This window comes from Geomonas sp. RF6, assembly GCF_021044625.1.
In the GTDB taxonomy this organism is placed as follows: domain Bacteria; phylum Desulfobacterota; class Desulfuromonadia; order Geobacterales; family Geobacteraceae; genus RF6.
Genome location: NZ_CP087999.1, coordinates 2,417,274 through 2,441,091 on the forward strand (window position 1 = coordinate 2,417,274; position 23,818 = coordinate 2,441,091).

Consider the following 23,818-nt stretch of genomic DNA (forward strand, 5'->3'; position numbering starts at 1 on the left):
CGATATGAGGAAGGAATACTGGAACAAACCTGAGATGGGCCTCTGGGAGAAGGTGTACATCCTGGAGGTGATCCGCGGGCTCTGCATCACCGGAGGGGTCTTCTTCTCCAACATGTGGAAGTGGATGACCTTCCGCAAGGGAGCCCTGACCGCCTATTACCCGGAGGAGCGCCGCGCCGACTACTCCCCGATCAACCGCGGGCGTCACATCCTGACCCAGCGCCCGAACGGGAAGGTGCAGTGCGTGTCGTGCAACATGTGCGCGACGGTCTGCCCGGCCTACTGCATCGAGATCGAGTCCGAGGCGGACTTCGACGACGTGGCGCACCCGAAGGCCCCGTCCAACTTCTACCTCGACTACTCCCGCTGCATCTTCTGCGGCTTCTGCGTGGAGGCGTGCCCCGAGGACGCGATCCGCATGTCGAAGGAGACTCCGGACCTCCCCGGTTTCGACCGCGACAACATGTGGGGCAAGACCGACCTGATGATGAACTGGTGTCCGACCAACGACACCAAGAAGCAATACGTGGCACCGACTGCACACGATCTGGAGGGGCACTAATGGAAACCGCCTTCATCCTCTTCTTCAGCGTCCTGGCCACCGTCTTCGCCGCGCTGGTAGTGATCGCGAGGCAGCCGATGCGCTCGGCCCTCTCCCTGATCGCCCACATGGTGAGCCTGGCGGCCATCTACGCGACCCTGAACGTACACGTGGTGGCGATCTTCCAGATCCTCATCTACGTATCTGCGGTCATGGTCTTCATGGTCTACACCATCATGCTCCTGGACGACCGCGACACGAGCTACAAGCAGCGCTTCTCCGCATGGCTCCTGCCCGGCGTGGTGCTGGCGGCGCTGATCCCGCTCTCCTTGTGGCTCCTCCCCGGTCAGACCGGTGCACTGGTGGCGGCAGGGGGCCCGGAGCGCTTCTCCTTCGGCGCCTTCGCTCTCGACTTCATGAAGACCTACTGGTTCCACTTCGAACTTGCCACGGTGCTTTTGCTGATCGGCGTAATCGCCGCCTGGACGGCGGTCAAGGAGGGACTCGATGGATAAGTACCAGTTCCTCGTCACCCTGGCGGGGGTGCTCTTCACCCTCGGTCTCATGGGGGTGGCGATCCGCCGCAATCTCCTGGTGGTCATGATGTGCCTGGAGATCATGCTGAACGCAGTGGTCTTGAGCTTCGTCACCTCGGCAGCCCGCAGCAACACCCTGGCTGGGGTCTCCATGACCTTCTTCATCTACGTGGCAGCTTCCTGTGAAATCGCCCTGGCCATGGCCATCGTGGTGCTCCTCGTGAAGCGCCACAACACGCTGGACCTGGACGCGCACCAGGATCTGAAAGGGTAGGCTCTCTATGAATTCATTGGCGCTCATACTGATACTGCCGTTTCTGGGGTTCCTGATCAACGGCCTCTTCGGCTCGCGTCTCCCCAAGGCCCTGGTCTCCTTCATCGCCTGTGCCCTGCCGGCCGGCGCCTTCGCGGTCACCGTCGCCAACTACCCGGCGCTCTGTGCGACGAAGGTCCCGATCGTGGCGGACCTCTTCACCTGGGCCGCTTTCCCGGGCTTCAAGCTGGAGGCTGCTCTCTACTTCGACCAGATCTCCGCCATGATGTGCCTGGTGGTGACCGGGGTGGGAACGCTCATCCACATCTACTCCGTGGGGTACATGTCCCACGACGAGAGCTTCTCCCGCTACTTCGCGTACCTGAACCTCTTCCTCTTCTTCATGCTAATGCTGGTGCTCGGGAAGAACATGGTGATGCTCTTCACCGGCTGGGAAGGTGTGGGTCTTGCCTCCTACCTCCTCATCGGCTTCTGGTTCAAGGACTCGGAGAAGACGGCGGCAGGGATGAAGGCGTTCATCGTGAACCGCGTCGGCGACACCGCCTTCGTGCTCGCGGCCTTCACCATCTTCTACTTCGCGAAGACCCTGGACTTCCAGGAGATCAACGCCTTCTTCGCCACCGGGCAGGTCTCGGTGGGGATGCTGAACCTGATCGGGATCCTCCTCCTCGTCGGCGCCTGCGGCAAGTCCGCCCAGATCCCGCTGCACGTGTGGCTCCCTGACGCGATGGCAGGCCCGACCCCGGTTTCGGCACTTATCCACGCCGCCACCATGGTCACCGCCGGCGTCTACCTGATCTCGCGACTCTCCGGCGTCTTCATGCACGCACCGGGCGCCATGACCGTCGTCGCCTACGGCGGCGCGATCACCGCCTTCATCGGCGCGACGATGGGTCTTACCCAGTACAACATCAAGAAGGTACTCGCCTACTCCACCATGAGCCAGATCGGCCTCATGTTCCTCGCCTGCGGCGTGGGGGCGTTCAACGCGGGTCTCTTCCATCTCTTTACCCACGCCTTCTTCAAGGCCTGCCTCTTCCTCGGCGCCGGCGCCGTCATCCACGGCCTGCACGGCGAGGAGGACATGAGGTACATGGGTGGCCTCGGCAAGAAGCTGCCGCTGACCTTTGCGACCTTCGGCATCGCCACCCTGGCGCTCTCCGGCGTACCCCCCTTCGCGGGGTTCTTCTCCAAGGACGAGATCCTCTGGAGCGCCTACGCAGGCATCGGCGGCGGCCCGGTCCTCTGGGCACTCGGCTCCGCGGCCTCTTTCCTCACCGCCTTCTATATGTTCCGCCTGGTCATCATGACCTTCCTCGGCGAGAGCAGGGTGAAGCCGGAGAAGGCAAAGGGGATCCACGAGGGGCCGGTCACCATGAGCGGCGTGCTCGTCATCCTGGCACTCTTCTCCGTCGGCATCGGCTTCATCGGGATGCCCGGCGCGCTGCGCGAGATGCTGCACACCTCGGCACCGTTCTACGACTTCCTGGCTCCGGCGCTGCCGCACCACGAGGCGGAAGCTGCCAACCACGCGCTGGAGACGACCTTCATGCTCATCTCCATCGTGGTCGCCTTCGCCGGCATCGCACTCTCCTTCCTCTTCTTCTCCGTGAAGAAGGAACTGGCCGAGAAATCGAAAGCCGCGTTCGGTCCGGTGTACGACATGGTCAGCCAGGGGTACTTCTTCGACGCATTCTACAACGGCGTGATCGTCGCCTTCATGGACTGGGTCTCCGAGAATGTCCTGGCACGCGGGGTTGAACCGACCCTCGACGCCAACGTCATCGAGGCACCCTCCGAGACCGTCGGCTACGCATCCAGGCTCTTCGCCAGCCTGCAGGCAGGCAACGTCCAGGCTTACGTCCTCTATGTCTTCATTGGTCTCGCCCTGGTCCTTTTGTGGGGGGTAGTACATGTTTAATGCCACGACCGTCATGCTTCTCGTCGCCATCCCGGCTCTCGCCGGGGTCCTGACGGCGCTCGTCCCGGGGAAGGACTCCTCGGCACCGCGCGCCCTGGCGCTCCTCTCGATGCTTGGTGTGCTCGCCCTTGCCGGCGGCATCTTCCTCGACTTCGGCGCCGCCACCGACCCCGCGATCTACGACATGAACCTCGAGTGGGTTCCCTCCCTGGGGATCAACTTCCACTTCGGGCTGGACGGGATCAACCTGTACCTGGTCTTCGTGACCGCGCTGATCTTCCCGGTGATCATGGCCTGTGCCTGGGGTACGAAGGAGGCGAAGGACAAGCTGTACGTGAGCCTCATCCTCTTCATCCAGGCGAGCCTCTTCGGCACCTTCCTTTCCCAGAACCTGATGCTCTTCTTCGCCTTCTGGGAGCTCGTGCTGATCCCGATGTACATCCTCATCCTCGCCTACGGCGGGGAGAAGAGGCGCACCGCGGCGAACACCTTCTTCCTGTACACCATGGCCGGCTCGATCCTGCTGCTCGCGGGGATCATCCTCCTTGGCGTGCAGGCGCTGCATCAGACCGGCGCCTGGTCCTTCGACTACGCGACGCTGTACACGCTGCATCTTGACTACAACACCCAGGTCTTCTTCTTCCTGGCGGTGCTCCTCGCCTGCCTGGTGAAGTGCCCGGTCTTCCCGTTCCACTCCTGGCTCCCCCTTGCCTACAACGAGGCTCCGGCCTCCGGCACCGCCATCATGGCGGGGGCGATGAGCAAGATGGGCGCTTTCGGCCTCCTGAAACTCGCCATCCCGCTCGCTCCCGAAGTTTCGGCGGCCGCCGCCCCCTACGTCATGATGATCGCGGTCGTCTCCATCGTGTACGGCGCGGTGCTGGCGCTGAAGCAGGAAGACTTCAAGAAGCTGATCGCCTACTCGTCCCTGTCCCACATGGGGTACATCGTACTCGGCATCTTCGCACTGCAGCAGGCAGCGATCCACGGCGCGCTCTTCCAGATCCTCTCCCACGGCGCCGCGGTGGCAGGTCTCTTCCTGATCCTCGGGCTCCTGGAGCAGAGAAAGGGTGCTGCGTACCTGAAGATCAGCGCGCTCTCCACGACCTCTCCGAGGCTCGCGGTCACGCTGATGCTCTTCATCGTCGCCTCGGTGGCGCTCCCCTTGACCTCCGGGTTCACCTCCGAGTTCCTGATCCTCTTCGGCGGTTTCCAGAAGGGTGTGGCAGCGTGGCAGTCCTCGCCCCTCATCCTCATCTCGGTGCTGATCGCCTGCTCCGGGATGGTGCTGGGCGCCGGCTACATGCTGCGCTTTGCCAGGGCGATCCTCTTTGGCAAGACGAACGAATCCTCCCTCGAGGACCTCAACCCGCGCGAAGCGATCGCCTTCCTGCCGCTTCTGGTGCTGATCCTCTGGGTCGGCATCAACCCGGCTCCGATCATGGAAAAGGCCCAGGGCGCGGTCAACCAGCTGCAGGCTCAGACGACGAGCCCCGCAGCCCTGCCCGTAGCGGCAGTGAACATCATGCCAGGCAACGGGGGCACCAATGGCCAGTGACCTTTTATTCGGCCTTCTGCCGGAACATCTGCTGCTCGCTCTGATTCTTGTCCTCATGGTGCTGGAGATCTTCCGCGCCAACAGGACCCTCTCCGGGCTTCTCTACCTCCTCACCCTCTCCACCGGGATGGGCGTGCTCCTCTACCAGTTGAGCTCCGGATATACCCTTACCCTGGTACCGGGTGAGGTCATTGTCGACCGCTTCGCCATCCTCGCCAAACTGGTGGTGCTGGCGTGCGGAACGCTGCTCGGCTTCTTCTACCTGACCGCATCCTCGACCCACAAGTCGTGGATGCTCATCACCTGTTCGCTCCTCGGGGCGCTGGTGATCATGGACAGCGCCGGCTTCATCTCCCTCTTCATCGGGATCGAGATGCTGTCGCTGCCGGGCTTCGCCCTGATGATCCACGGCCGGAAAGCTTCTGTATCGAGCGAGGGGGCATTCAAGTACCTGCTCCTTTCCTCCGTCGCTACCGCGCTTCTCCTCTTCGGCGTTTCGCTGGTGTACTCGCAGACCGGCACCCTCGCCATCGCCGACTTCGCTGCAGCGCTGTCGAAGGGTGGCGCGCAGAACTGGGCCGCAGGGGCAATGGTGCTGACCGCATTCTTCATCAAGGCCTCCGTCTTCCCGTTCCACGGCTGGGCGCCCGACGCATACGACAGCGCCAAGCTGCCGGTGACCGCGTTCCTCTCCTCCGTGGTGAAAGCGGCCATCGTGCTCGCCCTGGTGCGCATCGTCGCCAACATGCCGCTGAACGACCAGAGCGTCATGACCGTGACGATCCTCTCCGTCTGCTCCATCTTCTACGGCAACATCGCCGCCATCAGGCAGACGACCTTCAAGAGGCTCCTGGCGTACTCCTCCATCGCTCATGCCGGCTACATGATGTTCGCCCTCTCCGACGCCACCGGCGGCCGTGTGGAGGCGCTCTTCTACTACACCGCCGTGTACGCAGTCACCACCATTATCGCCTGCGCATCCTTCAGCCTGCTTTGCGACGGCGAAGAGGACAAGCTGGAGATCATCGAGGGTGCCTTCTACAGGCGTCCGGTTCCGGCACTGATCCTCGCGACCGCTGCGCTCTCCCTGGCAGGTATTCCGCCCCTTCCGGGCTTCCTCGCCAAGGTCTTCGTCTTCAAGTCCGTCATCGCCTCCGGCCACCTCGTCCCCGCGGTGCTCGCCTTCACCGGCAGCTACCTGGGGGTCGTGTACTACCTCTCCATCGTCTTCAGGCTCTTCAAGAAGGCTGAAGTTACCGAAGAAGCAGGCGCGGCACAGGCAGGTAGCTGGACCTGGGGCGGCGTGGTGCTCGGCACCGGCGTCCTTGCGGCACTGATGATCTGCCCGGACCTCTTCCACAGGCTCCTTTCCATCGTGTAACTGAAGTGAAATAAGAAGCGGAGCCACCGGCTCCGCTTCTCTTCCATCAGGACTCGCCGGTTTGCCGGCGGGTCCTTTTTTTATGTGCGAAAAGGAAGTGGAGTGCGGTCCTCGGCTTGAGAAAGGGCGGCTAGTGGTTCCCCCCTTTGCGAAGGTTCATCCGGGAATTCCGGGGAGCGTGGGTGCATTGCCACGAAGCACTGAAGAAGGCCTAACGTTCCCCCCTTTGCGAAGGGGGGACAGGGGGGATTTGCCTTTTGGTAGGGACTTCAAGGCTTAATGCAACTGCTGAACGTCACACGAAAAAAAGCGGAGCTTTGGGCTCCGCTTTTTCCGATCTCTGCTGAAAATGTCAGGATTTACGCGCTCCTGGTGATCTCCTCCAGGTTCCCCGCAATAACCGTTGCCGTTGCTGCCTGCTCCTCTGTGGCGGTGGCGATCTGGGAGATCACCCCCTCAATGTCCACGATAGATTCCACGATGCGCGCCAGAGACTCCTCCACCTGGTGTGAGAGCTGCTCGCTGACCTCCGCCTCCTGTTTTCCCTGCTCGATGGAGTGGACCGCCAGTAGGGTCTCCTGCTGGATCTCGTTCACCATGGTGCGGATCTCCTTCGTGGAGGCGACGGTGCGGTCGGCCAGGCGGCGGACTTCATCCGCGACGACGGCGAAGCCGCGCCCCTGTTCACCAGCCCGCGCCGCCTCTATCGCCGCATTGAGCGCCAGAAGGTTCGTCTGGTCCGCGATGTCGTTGATGACGTTGATGAACTCCCCGATCTTTTCCGACTTCGCGCCGAGATTCCCCACCACAAGGGCGGAACTGCGCACCATATCCGCCACCTTCTGCATTTCCCCCACTGCCTGGCTCACCACCTGCTGCCCCTCGCGCGCCTTGCCGGCGACGATCGCAGCGGAGTCGGAGGCGCTACCGGCGTTGCGGGCGACATCGTTGACGGTCATGCTCATCTCTTCTACCGCAGTGGCGATCTGCTCGACCCGGCGCTCCAGGTATTCTTTTCTCTCCACATTGTGCGCCTCGTGCTCCAGCACCGCCTTTTCCGCGGTGATATCGGTCCAGCAGGCCATGAAGCAGAGGATGCGTGAGGGGTCGGTGCTGTTCCAGATCGGATAGCTCTTCGTGCGCATGGTCATGGAACCTATGGGGATTTCGGCTGAGTGGGGAAGGGAGGTTGAGGCGTTGCTGAAGATGCGCCGGATCCTTTCCGGGTCGCGGTGGAACTGGTGTATGGAGTTTCCTTCGGCGTGTGCGACGTCAGCCCCCCTGAGTCCTGCGTTGAGGGCCGCGCGGCAGTCGCGCATCATCTCCTTCGCGCGCCGGTTCATGTAGAAGATTTTGTTGTCGGTGGTGGTGTCGCAGAGCATGACGATGTTGTCGACGTTGTCGAGCATCTGCGTGAGTCTGTTGATTTCTGAGGATTGCTCAGCAATTTTCTTTTTGTGTTCAGCGCCGAAAAAAGGCATGGGTGTCTCCTTTATGGGGTGCGGCATGTGTGCGGCAGCCTCATTAAGGCGTATCGGCGCAGGAGGCTGAAACTATAGGCGATCTTTCTGGTTTCTCGCCGCGGTTCTGAAGCGGTACAGGCGCTCGGTGAAGCCTCCTTCGCGCTGGAAGGCGAGGGCCTGTGCTGCGAGTTGACGGTCCAGGAGGGCACAGGCCACTGCGATGAGAGTGAGGGCGGCGTTGGCGGCGAGCTCCTGATAGGTGGACGGTGTGGACGACGTGGACGACGTGGACAGGGTGGACTGGACGCGGCCTCTACTATGCTGCGCCTCTACCCAGGCGGCTACCTCGCCGACGCTGGAGCATCGTGCTGCGATGAGGGCTGCGCGGCGCCGGTCATGGTGGGGCCACTGTGGGAGTCCGCGCTGGCGCAAAAAGTCCAGGTAGTCCCGGCGGAGTTCCTCTAGGCTGGCGCGGGCGACGTTGGTAAGCTTTATTTCGGTCTTTTTGGAGGTGCCGGACGCCTGGCTCCCCTCCACGATGTTTTGGACGCCGCTGCGCGCCGCCTGCACCATCTGGTCATGGGTCCGGCTGCGCCGATCGATGTAGCGCTTGCAAAAACGCACCGTGACATCGTACACGAGCTCCGCGAGCTGGAAAGTCTTCAGGCGGCGGTACCCCCCATGTTTAGGAATGAGCGCCATAAAAACCTCCTATAGGTCCACCACGTCCACTACGTCCACATCGTCCATCACGTCCACAATATGATACCACCGCGTAGATCTTAAAAAAGTACCCTCCACCTCCCGAGAAAACACACCATCTCATTATAATCATAATCAACCGCTACCGGAAAATCGCATCCAGATTAAGCCGCTACACTATCCTCCCTATTTTTTACTGTGTGAGAGTTTTCTTTGCTTGCCTCCATCACAATGCTAGACTTTAAAAAGTGGGACGAACCGATCCATCCACCAATAGCAAAGGGGGTACCAGCTATGGCAAGCATTAAGCGCCTTCTCTTTAGTACAATCGCCGTTTTGGCAATTTCTGGATATTCTTATGCAGCATGCGGGGGCGGGTCTTCTTCCCGTTCCAGCACTGGAAGCGGCACCTCGATGAGCGGCACCGGCACCACCTCCGGTTCGGCAACGGGCGGCATGGGCACCGGCGGCAGCACGACCAGTACTGGCAGCACGACAGGTACATCCGGCACCACCGGCTCGGGCACCGGCGGCAGCACCAGCGATTTCGGCTCCGGGTCAGGTACTGGCGGGTCTACGAGTGACTTCGGATCCGGCAGCGGCACAGGCGGCAGCACCGATACTTACGGCACCGGCAGCGGCACAGGCGGCAGCACCGATACTTACGGCACCGGCTCCGGCACAGGCGGCAGCACCGATACCTATGGCACCGGCTCAGGCACCGGCGGCTCCACCGGCACCATGGGTACCGGGACCGGTACCGGCACTACAGGGACCGGCACCGGCGGCAGCACCGATACCTATGGCACCGGCTCCGGCACCGGCGGCACTACCGGCACCATGGGGACGGGCGGTACCTCTGGTACCACCGGAACCGGCACCGGCGGAACTACCGGCACCGGCTCTATGGGGACAGGCACAGGGACCGGCACCGGCGGAACGTCCGGTACGGGGACCGGCGGCGGGCGGTAAGCGGCGCCCCCGAGCTTCGATGCCGGGGGGCGGAAATTCCTCCCCCGGCGTAATGGAAAAAGAAGCGGGCCATGCCGACTGGTATGGCCCGCTCTCATTTACGGCATATTCCCGACGGGGCTCCGCCGAGATCATCTGGGACCATGCCGAGAAAGAGACCCCCCTCCAGAAGAGGAAGCCCACCTTTCTCCCCTCCCGGTACTCGCGCGATCCGCTCTCCACGTCGCTAACTTTACGGGAGTCACCATGAAAGCACTCGTATTCGCAGGTATAAGAAAAATGGAGGTGCGCGAGGTGCCTGATCCGGTAATGGATCAGGAGACCGATGCCATCATCCGGGTCACCTCCGCTGCCATCTGCGGCAGCGATCTCCATATGTACGAAGGACGCACCAGCGCGACACCGGGAATGGTCTTTGGACACGAGATCATGGGTGTCGTCCAGCAGGCCGGAAAGGCAACCCAGCTGGTGAAGGAGGGGGACCGGGTCTGCCTCCCATTCAACGTGTCGTGCGGCATGTGCTTCAACTGCACGCGCGGCTTCGTCAACGCGTGCCTCACCACAAACCCCAAAGGGCCCGGCGGCGGCTACGGCTATGCCGACCTCGGCCCGCATCGCGGCGGTCAGGCGGAGTTGGTACGGGTCCCCTTTGCCGACTTCAACTGCCTGAAACTCCCCGGCACCCCCGGTGACGACTTCGAGGACGATTTCATAACCCTCGCCGACATCTTCCCCACCGGGTACCACTCCGCGATCATGGCAAACGTCCACCCCGGCGCCACGGTCGCCATCTACGGCGCCGGACCTGTCGGCTACATGGCGGCGCTCTCCTCCTTCCTCCTCGGCGCGTCCGCGGTCTACGTCGTCGACCGCTCCGGAACACGGCTGAGGATGGTGCAGGAACTGGGAGCGGTGCCGATCAATTTCGAGCACGGCGACCCGGTGCAGCAGATACTGAAGCTGCGCAAGGAGAACCAGCTCCTCCAGGGACGGCTGCGCCCCGGCGAGGAGAAGCTCCAGGGGGTGCTCTGCGGCATAGACGCAGTCGGCTATCAGTCGCTCGACCGGGGAGACCCGTCGCACGAGAAACCGACCCAGGTGCTGGAGGACCTAGCACAGGTCGTCTGCGCGACCGGCTCCATCGGCCTCATCGGCGTCTACTTTTCGGGAGATCCGGGGGGTGTCGATCAGAAGGCGAAGGAGGGAGTTTTCAATTACCCGCTGGGAATGCTCTGGGAGAAAGGTATTACCGTGCAGACGGGGCAGGCGCCGGTGAAGCGCTACAACGCCTTCCTGCGCGATCTGATCATTCAGGGGAGGGTGAAGCCTGGGAAGCTGGTGAGCCATCGCATAGCGCTCGAAGAGGCACCGCAGGCATACGAGAGGTTCCTCATGCGCGGTACGGGGGAGGGCGCCAACTTCACCAAGATCGTATTGAAACCGAACGGCTAGTGCCGCGCTACGGCGGCTGACAATAGAGGAGAACAGAATGAGGGTACGACATCATCCATACTGCACCATCATCCCTCCGCACATCCTCGAGGAGGTGGCAAAGCGGGGGACGCAGCAACAGAAGGATTGGGCACTGAACAACCTGACACTGGCAGGGTTCCTGAGGGGGCAGCGACACGTCGCGCCGACCTTGCGGATGGCTGCAGCAGCAGGGTTCAAGAACAGGGTCGTCTTTGACAACCAGAACGAGGGGGGGGATCCGCCGAGGGGGCGACAGGCGCGTATAGAGACCTCCCCCGACAGCCCGGATGCCACCGTCAACGAGGCTTTCAACGGCGCGGGCGCCACATACGACCTCTACTTCGACGTCTTCCAGAGAAACTCCGTGGACGACAAGGGGCTCACGCTCGTCTCCTATGTCCACTTCGCCACGGACTTCAACAACGCCTTCTGGGACGGCAGCCAGATGATTTACGGGGACGGCGACAACCAGATCTTCGGCCGCTTCACCAAGTGCATAGACGTCATCGGCCACGAGCTCACCCACGGGGTGACCCAGTACGAGGCGAACCTGACGTACTCCGGACAATCGGGGGCACTTAACGAATCGTTCTCCGACGTCTTCGGAAGCCTCGTGAAGCAGCGCAGCCTGGGGCAGACGGCGGAGACGGCGGACTGGCTGATCGGCGAGGGGCTCTTTACCCCCAGCATCAAGGGGGTGGCGCTCCGGTCCATGAAGGAGCCGGGGACGGCGTACGATGACCCGGTCCTCGGCAAAGATCCGCAGCCGGGGCATATGAACGACTACGTCAACACCTTCAGCGACAACGGCGGGGTGCATATTAACTCCGGCATCCCGAACCGTGCCTTTTTCCTCACCGCAACCGCCCTTGGCGGGAACGCCTGGGACAAGGCCGGGAAGATCTGGTACGTCGCGCTGCGCGACCGGATGCGCAGCAACTACAACTTCAAACGCGCCGCCCGCGCCACGGTAAGTGTGGCGAAGGAGCTTTTCGGTGACACCAGCACGGAAATGAAGGCCGTGCAAGACGCATGGCGCGCCGTAGGCGTGCTATAGTTTGGCTGCTCCCCCTCCTCATGGGGGGGGTATTCCAGCCAACGGAGAGTGCAGCCGTGCAGATCTTCTTCGAGCAAAGCGGCGGTTTCGGGGGGCTCAGGTTCCACGTGGCGGTGGAGACGGAAAAGCTCCCCGCGGAAGAGGCGGACCGGGTGAAGGGGCTCCTTGCTGAGGCCGATTTCTTCCACCTCCCGGGGAGGATTGTTTCGCCCCGTCCACAGCCTGACCGGTACCAGTACTTCCTCAAAGTGGAAGGGGAAGGGAAGTGTCATGAGGTGACGGTAAGCGAGGAGGCGGTGCCCGAGCATCTCGCTCCGCTCATCAAGTGGCTGCAAGGGGAGATGCGGCGCAGACGGGAGGGCGCGCGCTGATCCTCCCGGCGCCCCGGCTTCTCCAATAATCGCCCCGGCAGCAACGGGGCGATTTTAATTCGTGCGCCCTTTCGCGGGATCGGATTTTTTGGGGGGGTGCCCCAGGAAGTGTCACGGACCCGGCGTTGCAGGTGGGAAAAGCGTCAAAAAACGGTGATTGCAGGAAGAATGCCGCGAAAAGTGGACAACTCAGCTTTGGCACCGTGCTCATGACAGCTAGAATGTTGCCACTGGGAGTTCTTCTTTCCACACAGGCTGTGGAAAACCGTGTGGACAAGAGCCCCTCATTCCTGCCGTGATGGGCTCAACACCGGCCGTTTTTAGCGTTTTGCCTCTTTTTTGTGCAGCTGGAGTGCGTGAAAAAATGGGCAGCGGAGCCGCACTGGAAGTACCCTGAACGGCTGGCCTCATGCGGCCTATGTTTCCTCCACGACCGCAGGAGCATAGGGCGTCCCCTCCCTTTCAAGGGGAGGGACAGGGTGGGGATGGGGTTGAGGTTGGTGAGCGTCGACCCCATCCCCCACCTGTCCTCCCCCTTGAAAGGGGAGGGACGTACTGCCGGCGGCTGAGGTTTCCCTGCACCCTCTCTCATACTTCGCCAGGATGCAAAAAAGGGGAGCGCCTGCCGGCACTCCCCTTTCTACTCATCGTCCTCCCTCTCGGAAGGATTCCTCTACTTCATGACAACGAGGAGTTCTTCCTTCTCCACCTTGTCCCCTTCCTTGCAACGCACCTCGGCGATGGTGGCGTCTTCCTTCGCCTTCACGTTTGTCTCCATCTTCATTGCCTCGGTCACCACGAGGATCTGCCCCGCCTTTACCTCGTCACCCGCCTTCACGTTCACCTTCAGCACCTTTCCGGGCATCGGGGCGCCTACCTGCTTCGGATTCCCCTTCTCCGCCTTTTCGTGCGTCGCGGTGTCGGTGACCACGGAGCGGTCGCGCACGATTACGGAGCGGGCGAAGCCGTTCAGCTCGAAGTACACCTCGCGGGTGCCGTCCGGTTGCACCGGGCCGACGGTGTTCAGCTTGATGATCAGCGTTTTTCCCGGCTGGATCTCGATGGAGGTCTCCTGACCCGGCTCAAGGCCGTAGAAGAAGATCGGCGTCGGGATGACGGAGACGTCGGAGTACTCCTGGCAGTGCCTGTCGAAGTCGACGTACACGTTCGGGTAAAGGATGTAGGAGAGGAGGCACTTGTCGTCCTCGACGGGGCGCCCCACCTTCGCCTCCAGCTGTGCGCGCTGCGCCTCGAAGTCCACCGGCTCGAGGAGCTCGCCGGGACGGCAGGTAATCGGCTCCTCTCCCTTCAGGATGATCTTTTGCAGCTCTTCGGGGAATCCCTGGTACGGCTGGCCGATCATCCCCTTGAAGAAGCCGACGACGGACTCGGGGAAGGTAAGCTCGTCACCCTTGGTGAAGACGTCCGCCGGCTGCAGGTTGTTCTTCACCAGGAAGATCGCCATGTCGCCGACGATCTTCGAGGAGGGGGTCACCTTGATGACGTCCCCGAAGAGCTCGTTTACCTTGCTGTACATATCCTTGCACTCTTCCCAGCGCTCCAGAAGGCCGAGCCCCGCAACCTGCGGCTTGTAGTTGGAGTACTGCCCCCCCGGGATCTCGTGCTTGTACACCTCGGCGGTGCCGCTTTTCAGCCCCGACTCGAACGGCGCGTAGTAGTCGCGCACCGTCTCCCAGTAGTTCGCCAGCTGCTGCAGCCCCGCCTCGTTCACCTGCGGGTCGCGCTCGCTCCCCTTCAGCATCGCCACCAGCGCGTTCAGGTTCGGCTGCGAGGTGAGGCCGGAGATGGAGGAGAGTGCGGCGTCGATGATGTCCACACCGGCAAGGGTCGCCTGCAGCAGCAGCGCGCCGCCGTTTCCGGAGGTGTCGTGGGTGTGCAGGTGCACAGGGATGCCGATCTCCTCCTTCAGCGCCTTCACCAGCTGGTAGCCGGCAAAGGGCTTCAGAAGCCCCGCCATGTCCTTGATGGCGAGGATGTGCGCCCCCATCTTCTCCAGCTCTTTCGCGAGAGAGACGTAGTAGGAGAGGGGGTACTTCGTGCGCTTCGGGTCGGAGATGTCGCCGGTGTAGCAGATCGCCGCCTCGCACACCTTGCCCGACTTCTGCACCGCCTCCATGGCGACGGTCATCCCCTTCGTCCAGTTCAGCGAGTCGAAGACGCGGAAGATGTCGATCCCTGCCGCCGCAGCCTCGGCGACGAACCTCTGCACCACGTTGTCCGGGTAGTTCGTGTACCCGACGGCGTTGGAGCCGCGCAGAAGCATCTGGAAGAGGATGTTCGGGATCCGCTGCGAGAGGTTGTGGAGCCGCTGCCACGGGTCTTCCTTCAAAAAGCGCATGGAGACGTCGTAGGTCGCCCCCCCCCACAGCTCCAGGGAGAAGAGGTCGGCGGCAAGCCGCGAGGTCGGCTCGGCGATGCGCAGGAGGTCGTAGCTTCTGACCCGCGTGGCCAGGAGGGACTGGTGCGCGTCGCGCATGGTGGTGTCGGTGACGAGGACCTTCTTCTGCTCCATGATCCACCGGGAAAGCCCCTCGGCCCCGCGCTCCTTCAGGATGTCGCGGCTCCCTGACGGGACGGGCTGGAGGTGGTCGACGTGCGGTGCGTGCGCCTCCAGGAGCTCGGCGGAGCGCAGCGGCTTCGTGACCCCGGCGGAGCCGTTCACGATGACGTCGCCGATGAAGCGCAGCACCTTGTTGGCGCGGTCCTTCTTCTCGGGGATCACCAAAAGCTCCGGGTGCTTGTCGATGAAGGAGGTGTCGCAGCCGCCCGCCTCGAAGACCGGGTGGGTGATCACGTTCTCCAGAAAGCCTATGTTTGTCTTCACCCCGCGCACGCGGAACTCCTGCAGGGCGCGGTTCATGATGTGCGCGGACTCCTGGAAGGAGAGCCCCCAGGTGCTCACCTTCACCAGCAGCGAGTCGTAGTGGGGGGTGATGCGGCTCCCGGTGAAGGCGTTGCCGGCATCGAGGCGCACGCCGCACCCGGCGGAGGAGCGGTAGGTGGTAAGGGTGCCGAAGTCCGGCGCGAAGTTGTTCGCAGGATCCTCGGTGGTGATGCGGCACTGGATGGCGTAGCCGCGCTTCTCGATGGCGTCCTGGCTCGGGATGTTGATCTCCGGGTCGGAGAGCCGCTTCCCTTCGGCGACGAGGATCTGCGCCTGCACGAGGTTTCGCCCGGTGATCATCTCGGTGACGGTATGCTCGACCTGGATGCGCGGGTTCATCTCGATGAAGTAGAACTCGCCGCTTTCGTCGAGGAGAAACTCCACCGTGCCGGCGTTTCTGTATTTCACCTGGCTTGCGATCTTCAGCGCCTCGGTGCACAGGCGCTGCCTCGTCTCCTCGGTGATGGCGAGAGAGGGGGCAAACTCCACCACCTTCTGGTGACGGCGCTGGATGGAGCAGTCGCGCTCAAAGAAGTGCACGAGGTTGCCGTAGCCGTCCCCCATGACCTGCACTTCTATGTGCTTCGGGTTCTTAAGATAGCGCTCCAGGAAGACGGAGTCGTCGCCGAAGGCGGCCTTCGCCTCGGAGCTCGCGCTCTTCAGCCCCTCGAGGAGCTCGCCCTGGTTTGTGGCGACGCGCATGCCGCGCCCGCCGCCGCCGGCGGCCGCCTTTATGATGATCGGGTAGCCGTGCTGCTTGGCAAAAAGGAGCGCCTCTTCGGCGTGGCGGATCGGATCTTCGGTCCCCGGGACGGTGGCGACGCCGGCGGCCTTGGCGACCTTGCGGGCCGCTACCTTGTCGCCAAGTGCCCGCTGCATCTCCGCGGTCGGTCCGATGAAGGCGATCCCCGCCTGCTCGCACTTCTCGGCGAACTCGGCGTTTTCGGAGAGAAAGCCGTAGCCGGGGTGAATGGCATCGACGTCGCGGCTCTTGGCGAGCTCGATTATCTCGTCGATCCCCAGGTAGGCGTCGATCGGGTTTTTTCCCTTCCCGACCTGGTACGCCTCGTCCGCCTTGTAACGGTGCAAGGAGAGCTTGTCCTCTTCAGAGTAGATGGCGACAGTCGATATGCCGAGCTCGGTGCAGGCGCGGAAGATGCGGATCGCGATCTCCCCGCGGTTGGCCGCCATGACCTTTTTGAATTTCCTTTGCTCCATTACTGCTCCTCCATGTGATGGTGCGCTAATTAGAAGAGTTGCGGTATACACTTCACCCCGCTCCGGCGATTTTTCCCTGATTTTCTCGCTGTTTCGGCCGGTGCGGAAAGCTGGCTATTAAATCAGCTACCCGTCCCTTTGTCAATATGAAATGCCGTTATAGCGCAGTCGCTCCGCCCCACCTCCGGCCGCCCGGAAAACGCGCTCGTGGCGCGGCTTTCGCGACTGCTTTTTGCTTGCCTTTCGCGGTTCAAGCCTCTATCTTTGGTCGGTTGCGGGTACGCCCCGCGCCGGGCCCTCCCGGAGCGGCGGCAGCGCAGGCGGGAGGTGTCTCTCGCGCCCGGTGCCATCCTTGACAAGGTCCCGGCGCCCCCCTAATATATACCTTTTTCCCGCTTATATCAGTACCTTACTGGCTTTCGCGCTGCCCGGGAGAGTCACAGGGTTCTCAAAAGTCACAGCAGCCGCTGCATGATTGTCATAAAGTACCCGTCTACAGTCAAAAGGGAGCAGTAGTTTTGGCCTGGAAAGCTATCGGAATTTTCGACTCCGGCGTCGGAGGTCTCACCGTCCTCAAAGAGGTGGTGAAAGCCCTGCCGCAGGAGGATACCATCTACCTCGGGGACACGGCTCGCGTCCCCTACGGCACCAAGTCCCCCGAAACGGTCGTCCGCTACTCGCGCCAGATCGCCGAGTACCTCTTCAGCCGCGATATAAAGCTCCTCGTGGTGGCGTGCAACACCGCCTCCGCCGTGGCGCTCGCAACCCTGCAGCGCGAGCTGCCGATTCCGGTGGTCGGTGTCATCGAGCCCGGCGCCCGTCGCGCCGCCGCGGTCACCAGGAGCGGGAAGGTGGGGGTCATCGGGACCGCCGCCACCGTCGGGAGCAGCGCCTACACGAAGGCGATCAAGAGGATTAACCCGGAGATCCAGGTTGTGACCCGCGCCTGCCCCCTCTTTGTCCCGCTGGCGGAGGAAGGGTGGGTAGAAAACGAGGTGGCGCGCCTTACCGCCTCCATCTACCTCACCGACCTGAAGGCGCAGGGGGTCGACACGCTGGTGCTCGGGTGCACCCACTACCCGATCCTGAAGGAGGTCATCGCCGAGGTCATGGGTGACGGCGTCACCCTCGTCGACTCCGCACAGGAGACGGCGCGCACGGTCGCGGAGATCCTCGGTGAAAACGCGCTCCTGCGCCCGGCAGAGGAAGTGGGGAACCATCATTATTTCGTCACCGACGTCCCCGCCGGCTTCATCCGGGTCGGCAACCGTTTCCTCGGGGGGCGTCTCGGGGATGTGTACCAGGTGAACCTGGAGGACGAGGGTAAGGAAGGAGGGAGCGGTGAAGAAGAGGAGCCGTAAGGCGAAAGGGGTAATCGTAGCCGCCTTCTGCGTCCTTGCCGTCGTGGCGGGTGTGCTGGTGTACAAGAAGTACGAGACGGCCACCGTCCCGCGCGTGGAGGCGCCGGTGCAGCAGCCGCAGCACCCCCCTGCCGGGGCGCGCGTGGTCTCCCTCTTTTTCGGGGCGCCGGACGGCGAGGGGCTGGTGCGCGAAGGGCGCGAGGTGGAGACCGAAGAGGGGATGGAGGATTACATCTCCTCGGTCCTCGAGGATCTCATCAACGGCCCCCTCGGGACGAACGCGCCGACCCTCCCGGAGAACACCCGGGTCCTCGGGGTGCGTCTGAACGGCCCGGTCGCGGAGATAGACTTCAGCAAGGAGCTGCGGGATGGGCTTCCCTCCGGGAGCTCCGCCGAGGTCGCCGCGGTGTACTCGGTGGTCGATACGGTCACCGCCAACTTCCCGCAGATAAAGGTGGTGCAGTTTCTCATCGAGGGTGAGAAGGCAGAGAGCCTGAAGGGGCACCTCGATCTCAGAAATCCTATCGCGCCAGACTATTCGCTGGAGCGGAAGTCGTAGAGCTTTCCCTCGTCCGGCCGAAGTGAGGCCTGATTTTTCCAAAGGAGTTGCCATGAAATTGCCGTTTTTACAGGCTGTACGGGAGCGGGTGCTTGTCCTTGACGGGGCGATGGGGACGATGCTGCAGGAGCGCGGCCTGAAGCCCGGGCAGTCCCCGGAGGAGCTGAACCTGGTGGCGCCGGAGATCGTGGCCGGTGTGCATGCCGCCTACATCGACGCCGGAGCGGACATCATAGTTACCAACAGCTTCGGCGGCAGCCGCTCAAAGCTGGAGCATTACGGCCTTGCCGACCGCGTCGCCGAGGTGAACGCCCGCTCGGTGGAGATCGCGCGCCAGGTCGCGGGGGAGAAGGCGTACGTCGCCGGCTCCATCGGCCCCACCGGGCGCTTCGTGGAGCCGGTCGGCGACATGACCTTCGACGAGGCCGCTGATATCTTCCGGGAGCAGGCGGCAGCCCTCATCGGGGCCGGTGCGGATCTCATCACCCTGGAAACCTTCCTGGACATAAAGGAGATCCGCGCGGCGATCGTGGCAATCCGCGAGATCTCCGCGGACATTCCTGTCATGGCCATGCTGACCTTCGAGGAGAAGGGAAGAAGCGTGCTCGGCTCCCCCCCGGAGGCGGCGGCGATCACCCTGGAGGCGGTGGGCGCGAGCATCGTCGGCTCCAACTGCGGCCTCGGGGTGGACGGGATCTACGATATTCTGGCGAAGATGCGCGGCGTCACGCGGCTGCCGCTGATCTGCCAGGCGAACGCCGGGCTCCCGGTCCTGAAGGAAGGGCGCACCATCTTCCCCGCTTCCCCCGAGGACATGACCGCCTACCACGACCGTCTCCTGGAGCTCGGGGTGCGCGTCATCGGCGGTTGCTGCGGCACGACGCCGGCGCACATAAAGGCGATAAAGGATGCGCTTCACGGGCGCCAGAAGGAGTTCGTCCCCCCAGCGGAAAGCGGGACGACCTGGCTCTCCAGCCGCGGCTCCTGGGCCGCGGTCGGCGGCGGAGCCCCGGTCGCCCTCATCGGCGAGAGGATAAACCCCACCGGGAAGAAACTCTATTCGCAGGAGCTGCGCGAGGGGAAGGTCTCCTACATCCGCCGCGAGGCGCTGGAGCAGACGGCGCTCGGCGCCACCCTTCTGGACGTCAATGTGGGGACCCCCGGCATCGACGAGGGGGCGGCGATGGAACGCGCCGTCTTCTGCGTGACCGGCGCCGTCCAGACCCCGATCGTCCTCGACTCCTCCTCGCCGGAGGCGCTGGAGCGGGGGCTGAAGGCGGCCGACGGGAAGGTGCTCATCAACTCGGTGAACGGGGAGGAGAAGAGCCTCGCCGCCGTTTTGCCGCTGGCGAAGAAGTACGGGGCAGCGCTCGTGTGCCTCACCCTCGACGAGGGGGGGATCCCCGCGGACGCCGACGGGCGTGCACGGGTGGCGGCAAAGATCGCCGAGCGCGCCGAGGCGGCGGGAGTGAAGAGGTCGGACCTCGTGGTCGACTGCCTCACCCTTACCGTCAGCGCGGAGCCAAAGGGTGCGGTGGAGACTCTCGGCGCCATCAGGAAGGTGAAGGAAGAGCTTCGCCTCAATACGGTGCTCGGTGTCAGCAACATCTCCTTCGGCCTCCCCTGCCGCCCCCTGATCTCCAGCTCCTTCTTCTCCATGGCCATGTACGCCGGTCTCGATTCCGCCATCGTGAACCCGAAGGAAGAGGCGATGCTTGCCGCCTGGCGCAGCGCCATGGTCCTTTTGAACCGCGACCCGAACGCCGGCGCCTATATCGCGGCGTACCGCGGGGCGACCGTAGGCTCCCTGGCGAGCTCCGCCGCACCGGCAGCACCCGCCGCCTCCTTTGTCCCTCCCGAGGGGATCAGGGGGAAACTCGCGGTGGCGGTGGTGCAGGGGGAGCTCGAGGGGATCGTGGGGCTCGTTGAAGAGGCGCTCGCAGAGGGGCTCACCCCGATGCAGCTCTCCTCCGAGGCGCTGCTGCCGGGGCTCGAGGAGGTGGGGCGCCGCTTCGCGAGCTGCGAATACTTCCTGCCGCAGGTCATGCTCTCCGCCGACACCATGAAGGCCGCGTTCGCCCGCCTGAAGGAAGAGCTGAAGGGTGGCGCGGTGGAGAGCGCGGGTCGTATCCTCATGGCGACGGTGGAAGGGGACATCCACGACATCGGGAAAAACATCGTGGTGACCCTCCTGGAAAACCACGGCTTCGAGGTCATCGACCTCGGCAAGAACGTCCCGGCGCAGCGCATCCTCGAGGAGGCGCTCGCCCACAAGGTCGACGCCGTGGGGCTTTCCGCCCTCATGACCACCACCATGGCCCAGATGGAGCGGGTGGTGGCCCTTCTGAAGGAGGAGGGGGTACGCACTTTCACCATGGTGGGGGGCGCGGTGGTCACCCAGGCGTACGCCGACGAGATCGGCGCCGACCTCTACGCGAAGGATGCCATGGAGGCGGTCGCGAAGGTGAAGAAACTGCTGGCAAAATAGACCCTTTGGTCCCTTCCGGAAATTGGCGTCGGGGGCAAAATGCGCTTGCAACGGCTCGTCCGCTGTGCTAGTTTTGCTCCCGGTCCGCCATTTGGCGTAAGAGGTACGGAAATACACCATGGTCCTCGGATTCAACCACAACATCAGGTACAAAGGGGAGGTCTTCCACGTCCAGACGGAGGACAGCGGCATCGCCAACCCCCACATCATCACACTCCTCTACCGCGGCGGCACCATCCTCGCCTCGAAGAAGACCTCCTACGCCGACATCGTGAAGGCGGACCAGCTGGAGCAGGTGGTGGAAGCCATCATGAAGGACCAGCACAAGGAGATGATGAGGCGGCTGAAGGGTGGCGAATTCGATGACCGCGCCTTTCCGGGTGCACCCCGCCCCGTTGTCGAGGCACCGAAGCCCGCCCCAGGCCGCACGCTGGACGAGGTCATCCTCGACTATCTGATAACCGGCGAAGACAGATAGCGCACAAGTCGCGCCCCATCCAAGAGATCCGCCCCTCCCTTCACAGCCGAGGGGGAAGAAGCATTCAATAACGCCGAAAGGAAACGTTACGTGAAAGAGAAGATTTCCCAGCTGGAAGAGAAGGCGAGGCGCCTGCGCGTTGCCATCGTAAAGACCCTGCACAAGTCGCAGTCCGGGCACACCGGAGGGTCCCTCTCCGCGATCGACATGATCTGCGCCCTGTACTTCCACAAGATGCGCCACAACCCGGAGGAGCCGGCATGGGAGGGTCGCGACCGCTTCGTGCTCAGCAAGGGGCACGCAGCCCCCGCCCTCTACGTGGCGCTCGCCGAAGCCGGGTACTTCCCGACGGAGGACCTGATGATGCTGCGCCGCCTCGGCAGCCACCTGCAGGGGCACCCGGACAGCAAGGGTACCCCGGGGGTGGACGTCTGCACCGGCTCGCTCGGGCAGGGGCTCTCCATGGCAAACGGCATGGCGCTCGGCTTCAAGCTGGACGGGAAGGAAAACCGCGTCTACGCCCTGCTCGGGGACGGCGAGCTGCAGGAAGGTCAGATCTGGGAGGCGGCGATGGCCGCCGGTCACTACAAGACCGACAACCTCTGCGCCCTGGTGGACTCCAACGGGCTGCAGATCGACGGCGACGTCTCCCGCGTCATGAACGTCTCCAGCATCTCCGACAAGTTCCGCGCCTTCGGCTGGAACGTGATCGAGATCGACGGCCACTGCCTGCACGGCATCTGCACCGCCCTTGACGCGGCGGAGCGCCACAAGGGGGCGCCGACCGCCATCGTGGCGACGACGGTCAAAGGGAAAGGGGTCTCCATCTTCGAGAACAAGGCCTCCTACCACGGGGTTACCCCCAACGACCAGGAACTGCCCGTGGCGCTCAGGTGCCTCGGTTGCGACTGTGAAGAGCTTGAGAACCAGGAAAGGATAGGTGCATGATAGCAACAAGGGACGCTTACGGGGAAACGCTGGCCGAACTCGGCGCTGAGAACGAGAACATAGTCGCGCTGGATGCCGACCTCTCCGGCTCCACGAAGACCGGGGTCTTCGGGAAGAAGTTTCCGGAGCGCTTTTTCAACATGGGTATCGCCGAGGCGAACATGGTGGGGACCGCCGCAGGTCTCGCAGCGGTCGGGAAGATCCCCTTCCTCTCCACCTTCGCGATCTTCGCAGCCGGGCGCGCCTGGGAGCAGATCCGCCAGTCCGTTGCCTACCCGAAGGCGAACGTGAAGATCGTGGCCACCCACGGCGGCGTCACCGTCGGTGAGGACGGCGGCTCGCACCAGTCGGTGGAGGACATCGCCATCATGCGCGCCATCCCCAACATGACCGTCATCGTCCCCGCCGACGGGGAGGAGACGAAGGGCGCCATCCGCGCCGCCGCCGCCCACAAGGGGCCTGTGTACGTGCGCCTCGGCCGCAATAAGGTGCCGAACGTATTCCCGAAGGGGCACACCTTCGAGATCGGCAAAGGGTGCGAGGTCGTGGCCGGAACCGACCTTACCTTCGTCACCACCGGGCTCATGACCGGCGTGGCGGTCGCGGCGGCCGAGAAGCTGAAGGCCGAAGGGATCTCCGCCCGCGTCGTGCACCTCGGCACCGTAAAGCCGCTGGACAAGGAGATCGTCATCAAGGCCGCCAAGGAGACGGGGGTCATCGTGACCGCAGAGGAGCACTCGGTTGTCGGGGGGCTGGGCGGCGCCGTGGCGGAGCTCCTCGGCGAGGAGTGCCCGACGCTCATGAAGCGGGTCGGGGTCTACGACAGGTTCGGCACCTCCGGGAAGTCCGAGGAGCTCCTCAAGTACTTCGGGCTCACCGCCGAAAACCTGGTGGAAGAAGCAAAGGAGATCTTCGCGAGGAAGAAATGACTCGAACGGTGCTAGGGGAGCGGGGTTTCACCTACATCGGCGCCATGGTCGCCGTCATCCTCATGGGGATCGCCCTGGGGGTTGCCGGCACCTATTGGTCGACGAGGATGCAGCGGGACCGGGAGACGGAGCTCATCTTTCGCGGCATCCAGTACCGGGACGCCATCAGGGGTTGGTACGGGTACGTCTGGGACGACAAGAGCAAGAGCTTCAAGAACGATCCCGCCGCCCGTACCCGCCTCGGCCTTCCGGCGGAGGCCCCCCCTCTCACCGATCTCGAGCAGCTTGTGAAGGATCCGAACAGCAGCGGGAAGGTGCGCTGGCTGAGACGCCTGTACCCCGACCCGGTCCTCTCCTTTCAGACGGGGAAGCCGGAAAAGTGGGACGTGGTGAAGGACGCTAACCAGCGTATCATCGGGGTAAAGAGCAGGAGCGAGGCAAGGCCCCTGAAGCAGGGGACCTTCCCGGACGACCCGATATCGGGGCTTGAGCCGGCTGACTTCGAGGGAAAAGAGAAGTACAGCGACTGGCAGTTCATCTACAACCGCGTTCCGAAGCTCCAGGGGAGCGGGAAGCAGAGCGGGGAGGGGGTCACACCCACTCCCGGCGGCGGCTCCTCCACCGGGTGGAAAGGCTTCTCCCACCCGGAGTAAATTGGACAACCCTTTTTTGTGCAGTTAATG

The 23,818-nt window shown here is 63.3% G+C and carries 20 protein-coding genes; 17 read left to right on the plus strand and 3 right to left on the minus strand.

All coding sequences use genetic code 11. From position 1 onward, the window contains the following. Positions 1-4 precede the first annotated feature (4 nt). Genes LPW11_RS10365 through LPW11_RS10390 form a run of 6 tightly spaced genes read left to right on the plus strand, consistent with a single transcriptional unit; the run spans position 5 to position 6,211 of the window. Positions 5-562, plus strand: a complete 558-nt coding sequence (locus LPW11_RS10365; RefSeq protein ID WP_230998049.1) for a 4Fe-4S dicluster domain-containing protein — start codon at positions 5-7, stop codon at positions 560-562. After that, a complete protein-coding gene (locus LPW11_RS10370) occupies positions 562-1,056 on the plus strand; it encodes an NADH-quinone oxidoreductase subunit J family protein (RefSeq protein WP_230998050.1) in 495 nt (164 codons plus the stop codon). The genes LPW11_RS10365 and LPW11_RS10370 overlap by 1 nt, the downstream gene beginning before the upstream one ends. Continuing rightward, on the plus strand, positions 1,049-1,351 hold the full coding sequence (gene nuoK, locus LPW11_RS10375) for an NADH-quinone oxidoreductase subunit NuoK (protein WP_230998051.1): 303 nt from the start codon (positions 1,049-1,051) through the stop codon (positions 1,349-1,351). The genes LPW11_RS10370 and nuoK overlap by 8 nt, the downstream gene beginning before the upstream one ends. A 7-nt stretch (positions 1,352-1,358) precedes the next feature. Further along, complete coding sequence (gene nuoL, locus LPW11_RS10380) at positions 1,359-3,272, plus strand: NADH-quinone oxidoreductase subunit L (RefSeq protein WP_230998052.1); 1,914 nt, start codon at positions 1,359-1,361, stop codon at positions 3,270-3,272. Continuing rightward, positions 3,265-4,830: a complex I subunit 4 family protein gene (locus LPW11_RS10385; protein ID WP_230998053.1), complete on the plus strand. Its 1,566-nt coding sequence runs from the start codon at positions 3,265-3,267 to the stop codon at positions 4,828-4,830. Before nuoL ends, LPW11_RS10385 begins: the two co-directional genes overlap by 8 nt. Then, positions 4,820-6,211 (plus strand): NADH-quinone oxidoreductase subunit N, encoded by a 1,392-nt coding sequence (locus tag LPW11_RS10390; RefSeq protein ID WP_230998054.1) that lies wholly within the window; start codon positions 4,820-4,822, stop codon positions 6,209-6,211. The genes LPW11_RS10385 and LPW11_RS10390 overlap by 11 nt, the downstream gene beginning before the upstream one ends. A gap of 359 nt (positions 6,212-6,570) precedes the next feature. Here LPW11_RS10390 and LPW11_RS10395 read toward each other — a convergent pair whose 3' ends face one another. Both LPW11_RS10395 and LPW11_RS10400 read right to left on the minus strand, forming a co-directional pair. Then, on the minus strand, positions 6,571-7,692 hold the full coding sequence (locus tag LPW11_RS10395; protein ID WP_230998055.1) for a methyl-accepting chemotaxis protein: 1,122 nt from the start codon (positions 7,690-7,692) through the stop codon (positions 6,571-6,573). A 72-nt stretch (positions 7,693-7,764) separates the two neighbouring features. After that, on the minus strand, positions 7,765-8,376 hold the full coding sequence (locus LPW11_RS10400; RefSeq protein ID WP_230998056.1) for a four helix bundle suffix domain-containing protein: 612 nt from the start codon (positions 8,374-8,376) through the stop codon (positions 7,765-7,767). A gap of 414 nt (positions 8,377-8,790) precedes the next feature. Here LPW11_RS10400 and LPW11_RS10405 point away from each other — a divergent pair, with 414 nt between their 5' ends. The 4 genes from LPW11_RS10405 to LPW11_RS10420 all read left to right on the plus strand — a co-directional run bounded on the left by LPW11_RS10405 (position 8,791) and on the right by LPW11_RS10420 (position 12,249). Further along, positions 8,791-9,348 carry a hypothetical protein gene (locus tag LPW11_RS10405; RefSeq protein ID WP_230998057.1) on the plus strand — a complete coding sequence of 186 codons (558 nt, stop codon included), beginning with the start codon at positions 8,791-8,793 and terminating at the stop codon, positions 9,346-9,348. A gap of 246 nt (positions 9,349-9,594) precedes the next feature. After that, positions 9,595-10,800, plus strand: coding sequence for a glutathione-independent formaldehyde dehydrogenase (locus tag LPW11_RS10410; RefSeq protein WP_230998058.1), 1,206 nt, complete (start codon positions 9,595-9,597; stop codon positions 10,798-10,800). 37 nt (positions 10,801-10,837) lie between these two features. Beyond that, positions 10,838-11,878 (plus strand): M4 family metallopeptidase, encoded by a 1,041-nt coding sequence (locus LPW11_RS10415; protein WP_230998059.1) that lies wholly within the window; start codon positions 10,838-10,840, stop codon positions 11,876-11,878. A gap of 56 nt (positions 11,879-11,934) precedes the next feature. Further along, the gene (locus LPW11_RS10420) at positions 11,935-12,249 is read left to right on the plus strand and encodes a protealysin inhibitor emfourin (protein ID WP_230998060.1); all 315 of its coding nucleotides are present in this window, start codon (positions 11,935-11,937) and stop codon (positions 12,247-12,249) included. Positions 12,250-12,922: 673 nt separating this feature from the next. Here LPW11_RS10420 and LPW11_RS10425 read toward each other — a convergent pair. After that, the gene (locus LPW11_RS10425; protein WP_230998061.1) at positions 12,923-16,372 is read right to left on the minus strand and encodes a pyruvate carboxylase; all 3,450 of its coding nucleotides are present in this window, start codon (positions 16,370-16,372) and stop codon (positions 12,923-12,925) included. 518 nt (positions 16,373-16,890) lie between these two features. On the opposite strand from LPW11_RS10425, the gene murI reads away from it, so the two are divergent. The 7 genes from murI (at position 16,891) to LPW11_RS10460 (ending at position 23,788) form a co-directional block, all read left to right on the plus strand. After that, positions 16,891-17,733, plus strand: a complete 843-nt coding sequence (murI, locus tag LPW11_RS10430; RefSeq protein WP_230998062.1) for a glutamate racemase — start codon at positions 16,891-16,893, stop codon at positions 17,731-17,733. Beyond that, on the plus strand, positions 17,714-18,292 hold the full coding sequence (locus LPW11_RS10435; RefSeq protein ID WP_230998063.1) for a GerMN domain-containing protein: 579 nt from the start codon (positions 17,714-17,716) through the stop codon (positions 18,290-18,292). Before murI ends, LPW11_RS10435 begins: the two co-directional genes overlap by 20 nt. Positions 18,293-18,344: 52 nt before the next feature. Beyond that, entirely contained in the window at positions 18,345-20,780 is a 2,436-nt protein-coding gene (locus LPW11_RS10440) for a homocysteine S-methyltransferase family protein (protein ID WP_230998064.1), read from the plus strand. A gap of 118 nt (positions 20,781-20,898) precedes the next feature. Then, positions 20,899-21,258, plus strand: a complete 360-nt coding sequence (locus LPW11_RS10445) for a hypothetical protein (protein WP_230998065.1) — start codon at positions 20,899-20,901, stop codon at positions 21,256-21,258. Between the two features lie 90 nt (positions 21,259-21,348). Continuing rightward, the gene (locus LPW11_RS10450) at positions 21,349-22,206 is read left to right on the plus strand and encodes a transketolase (RefSeq protein ID WP_230998066.1); all 858 of its coding nucleotides are present in this window, start codon (positions 21,349-21,351) and stop codon (positions 22,204-22,206) included. After that, positions 22,203-23,135, plus strand: coding sequence for a transketolase family protein (locus LPW11_RS10455; protein ID WP_230998067.1), 933 nt, complete (start codon positions 22,203-22,205; stop codon positions 23,133-23,135). The genes LPW11_RS10450 and LPW11_RS10455 overlap by 4 nt, the downstream gene beginning before the upstream one ends. Continuing rightward, positions 23,132-23,788 carry a type II secretion system protein gene (locus tag LPW11_RS10460; protein WP_230998068.1) on the plus strand — a complete coding sequence of 219 codons (657 nt, stop codon included), beginning with the start codon at positions 23,132-23,134 and terminating at the stop codon, positions 23,786-23,788. Before LPW11_RS10455 ends, LPW11_RS10460 begins: the two co-directional genes overlap by 4 nt. Positions 23,789-23,818: the final 30 nt, after the last annotated feature.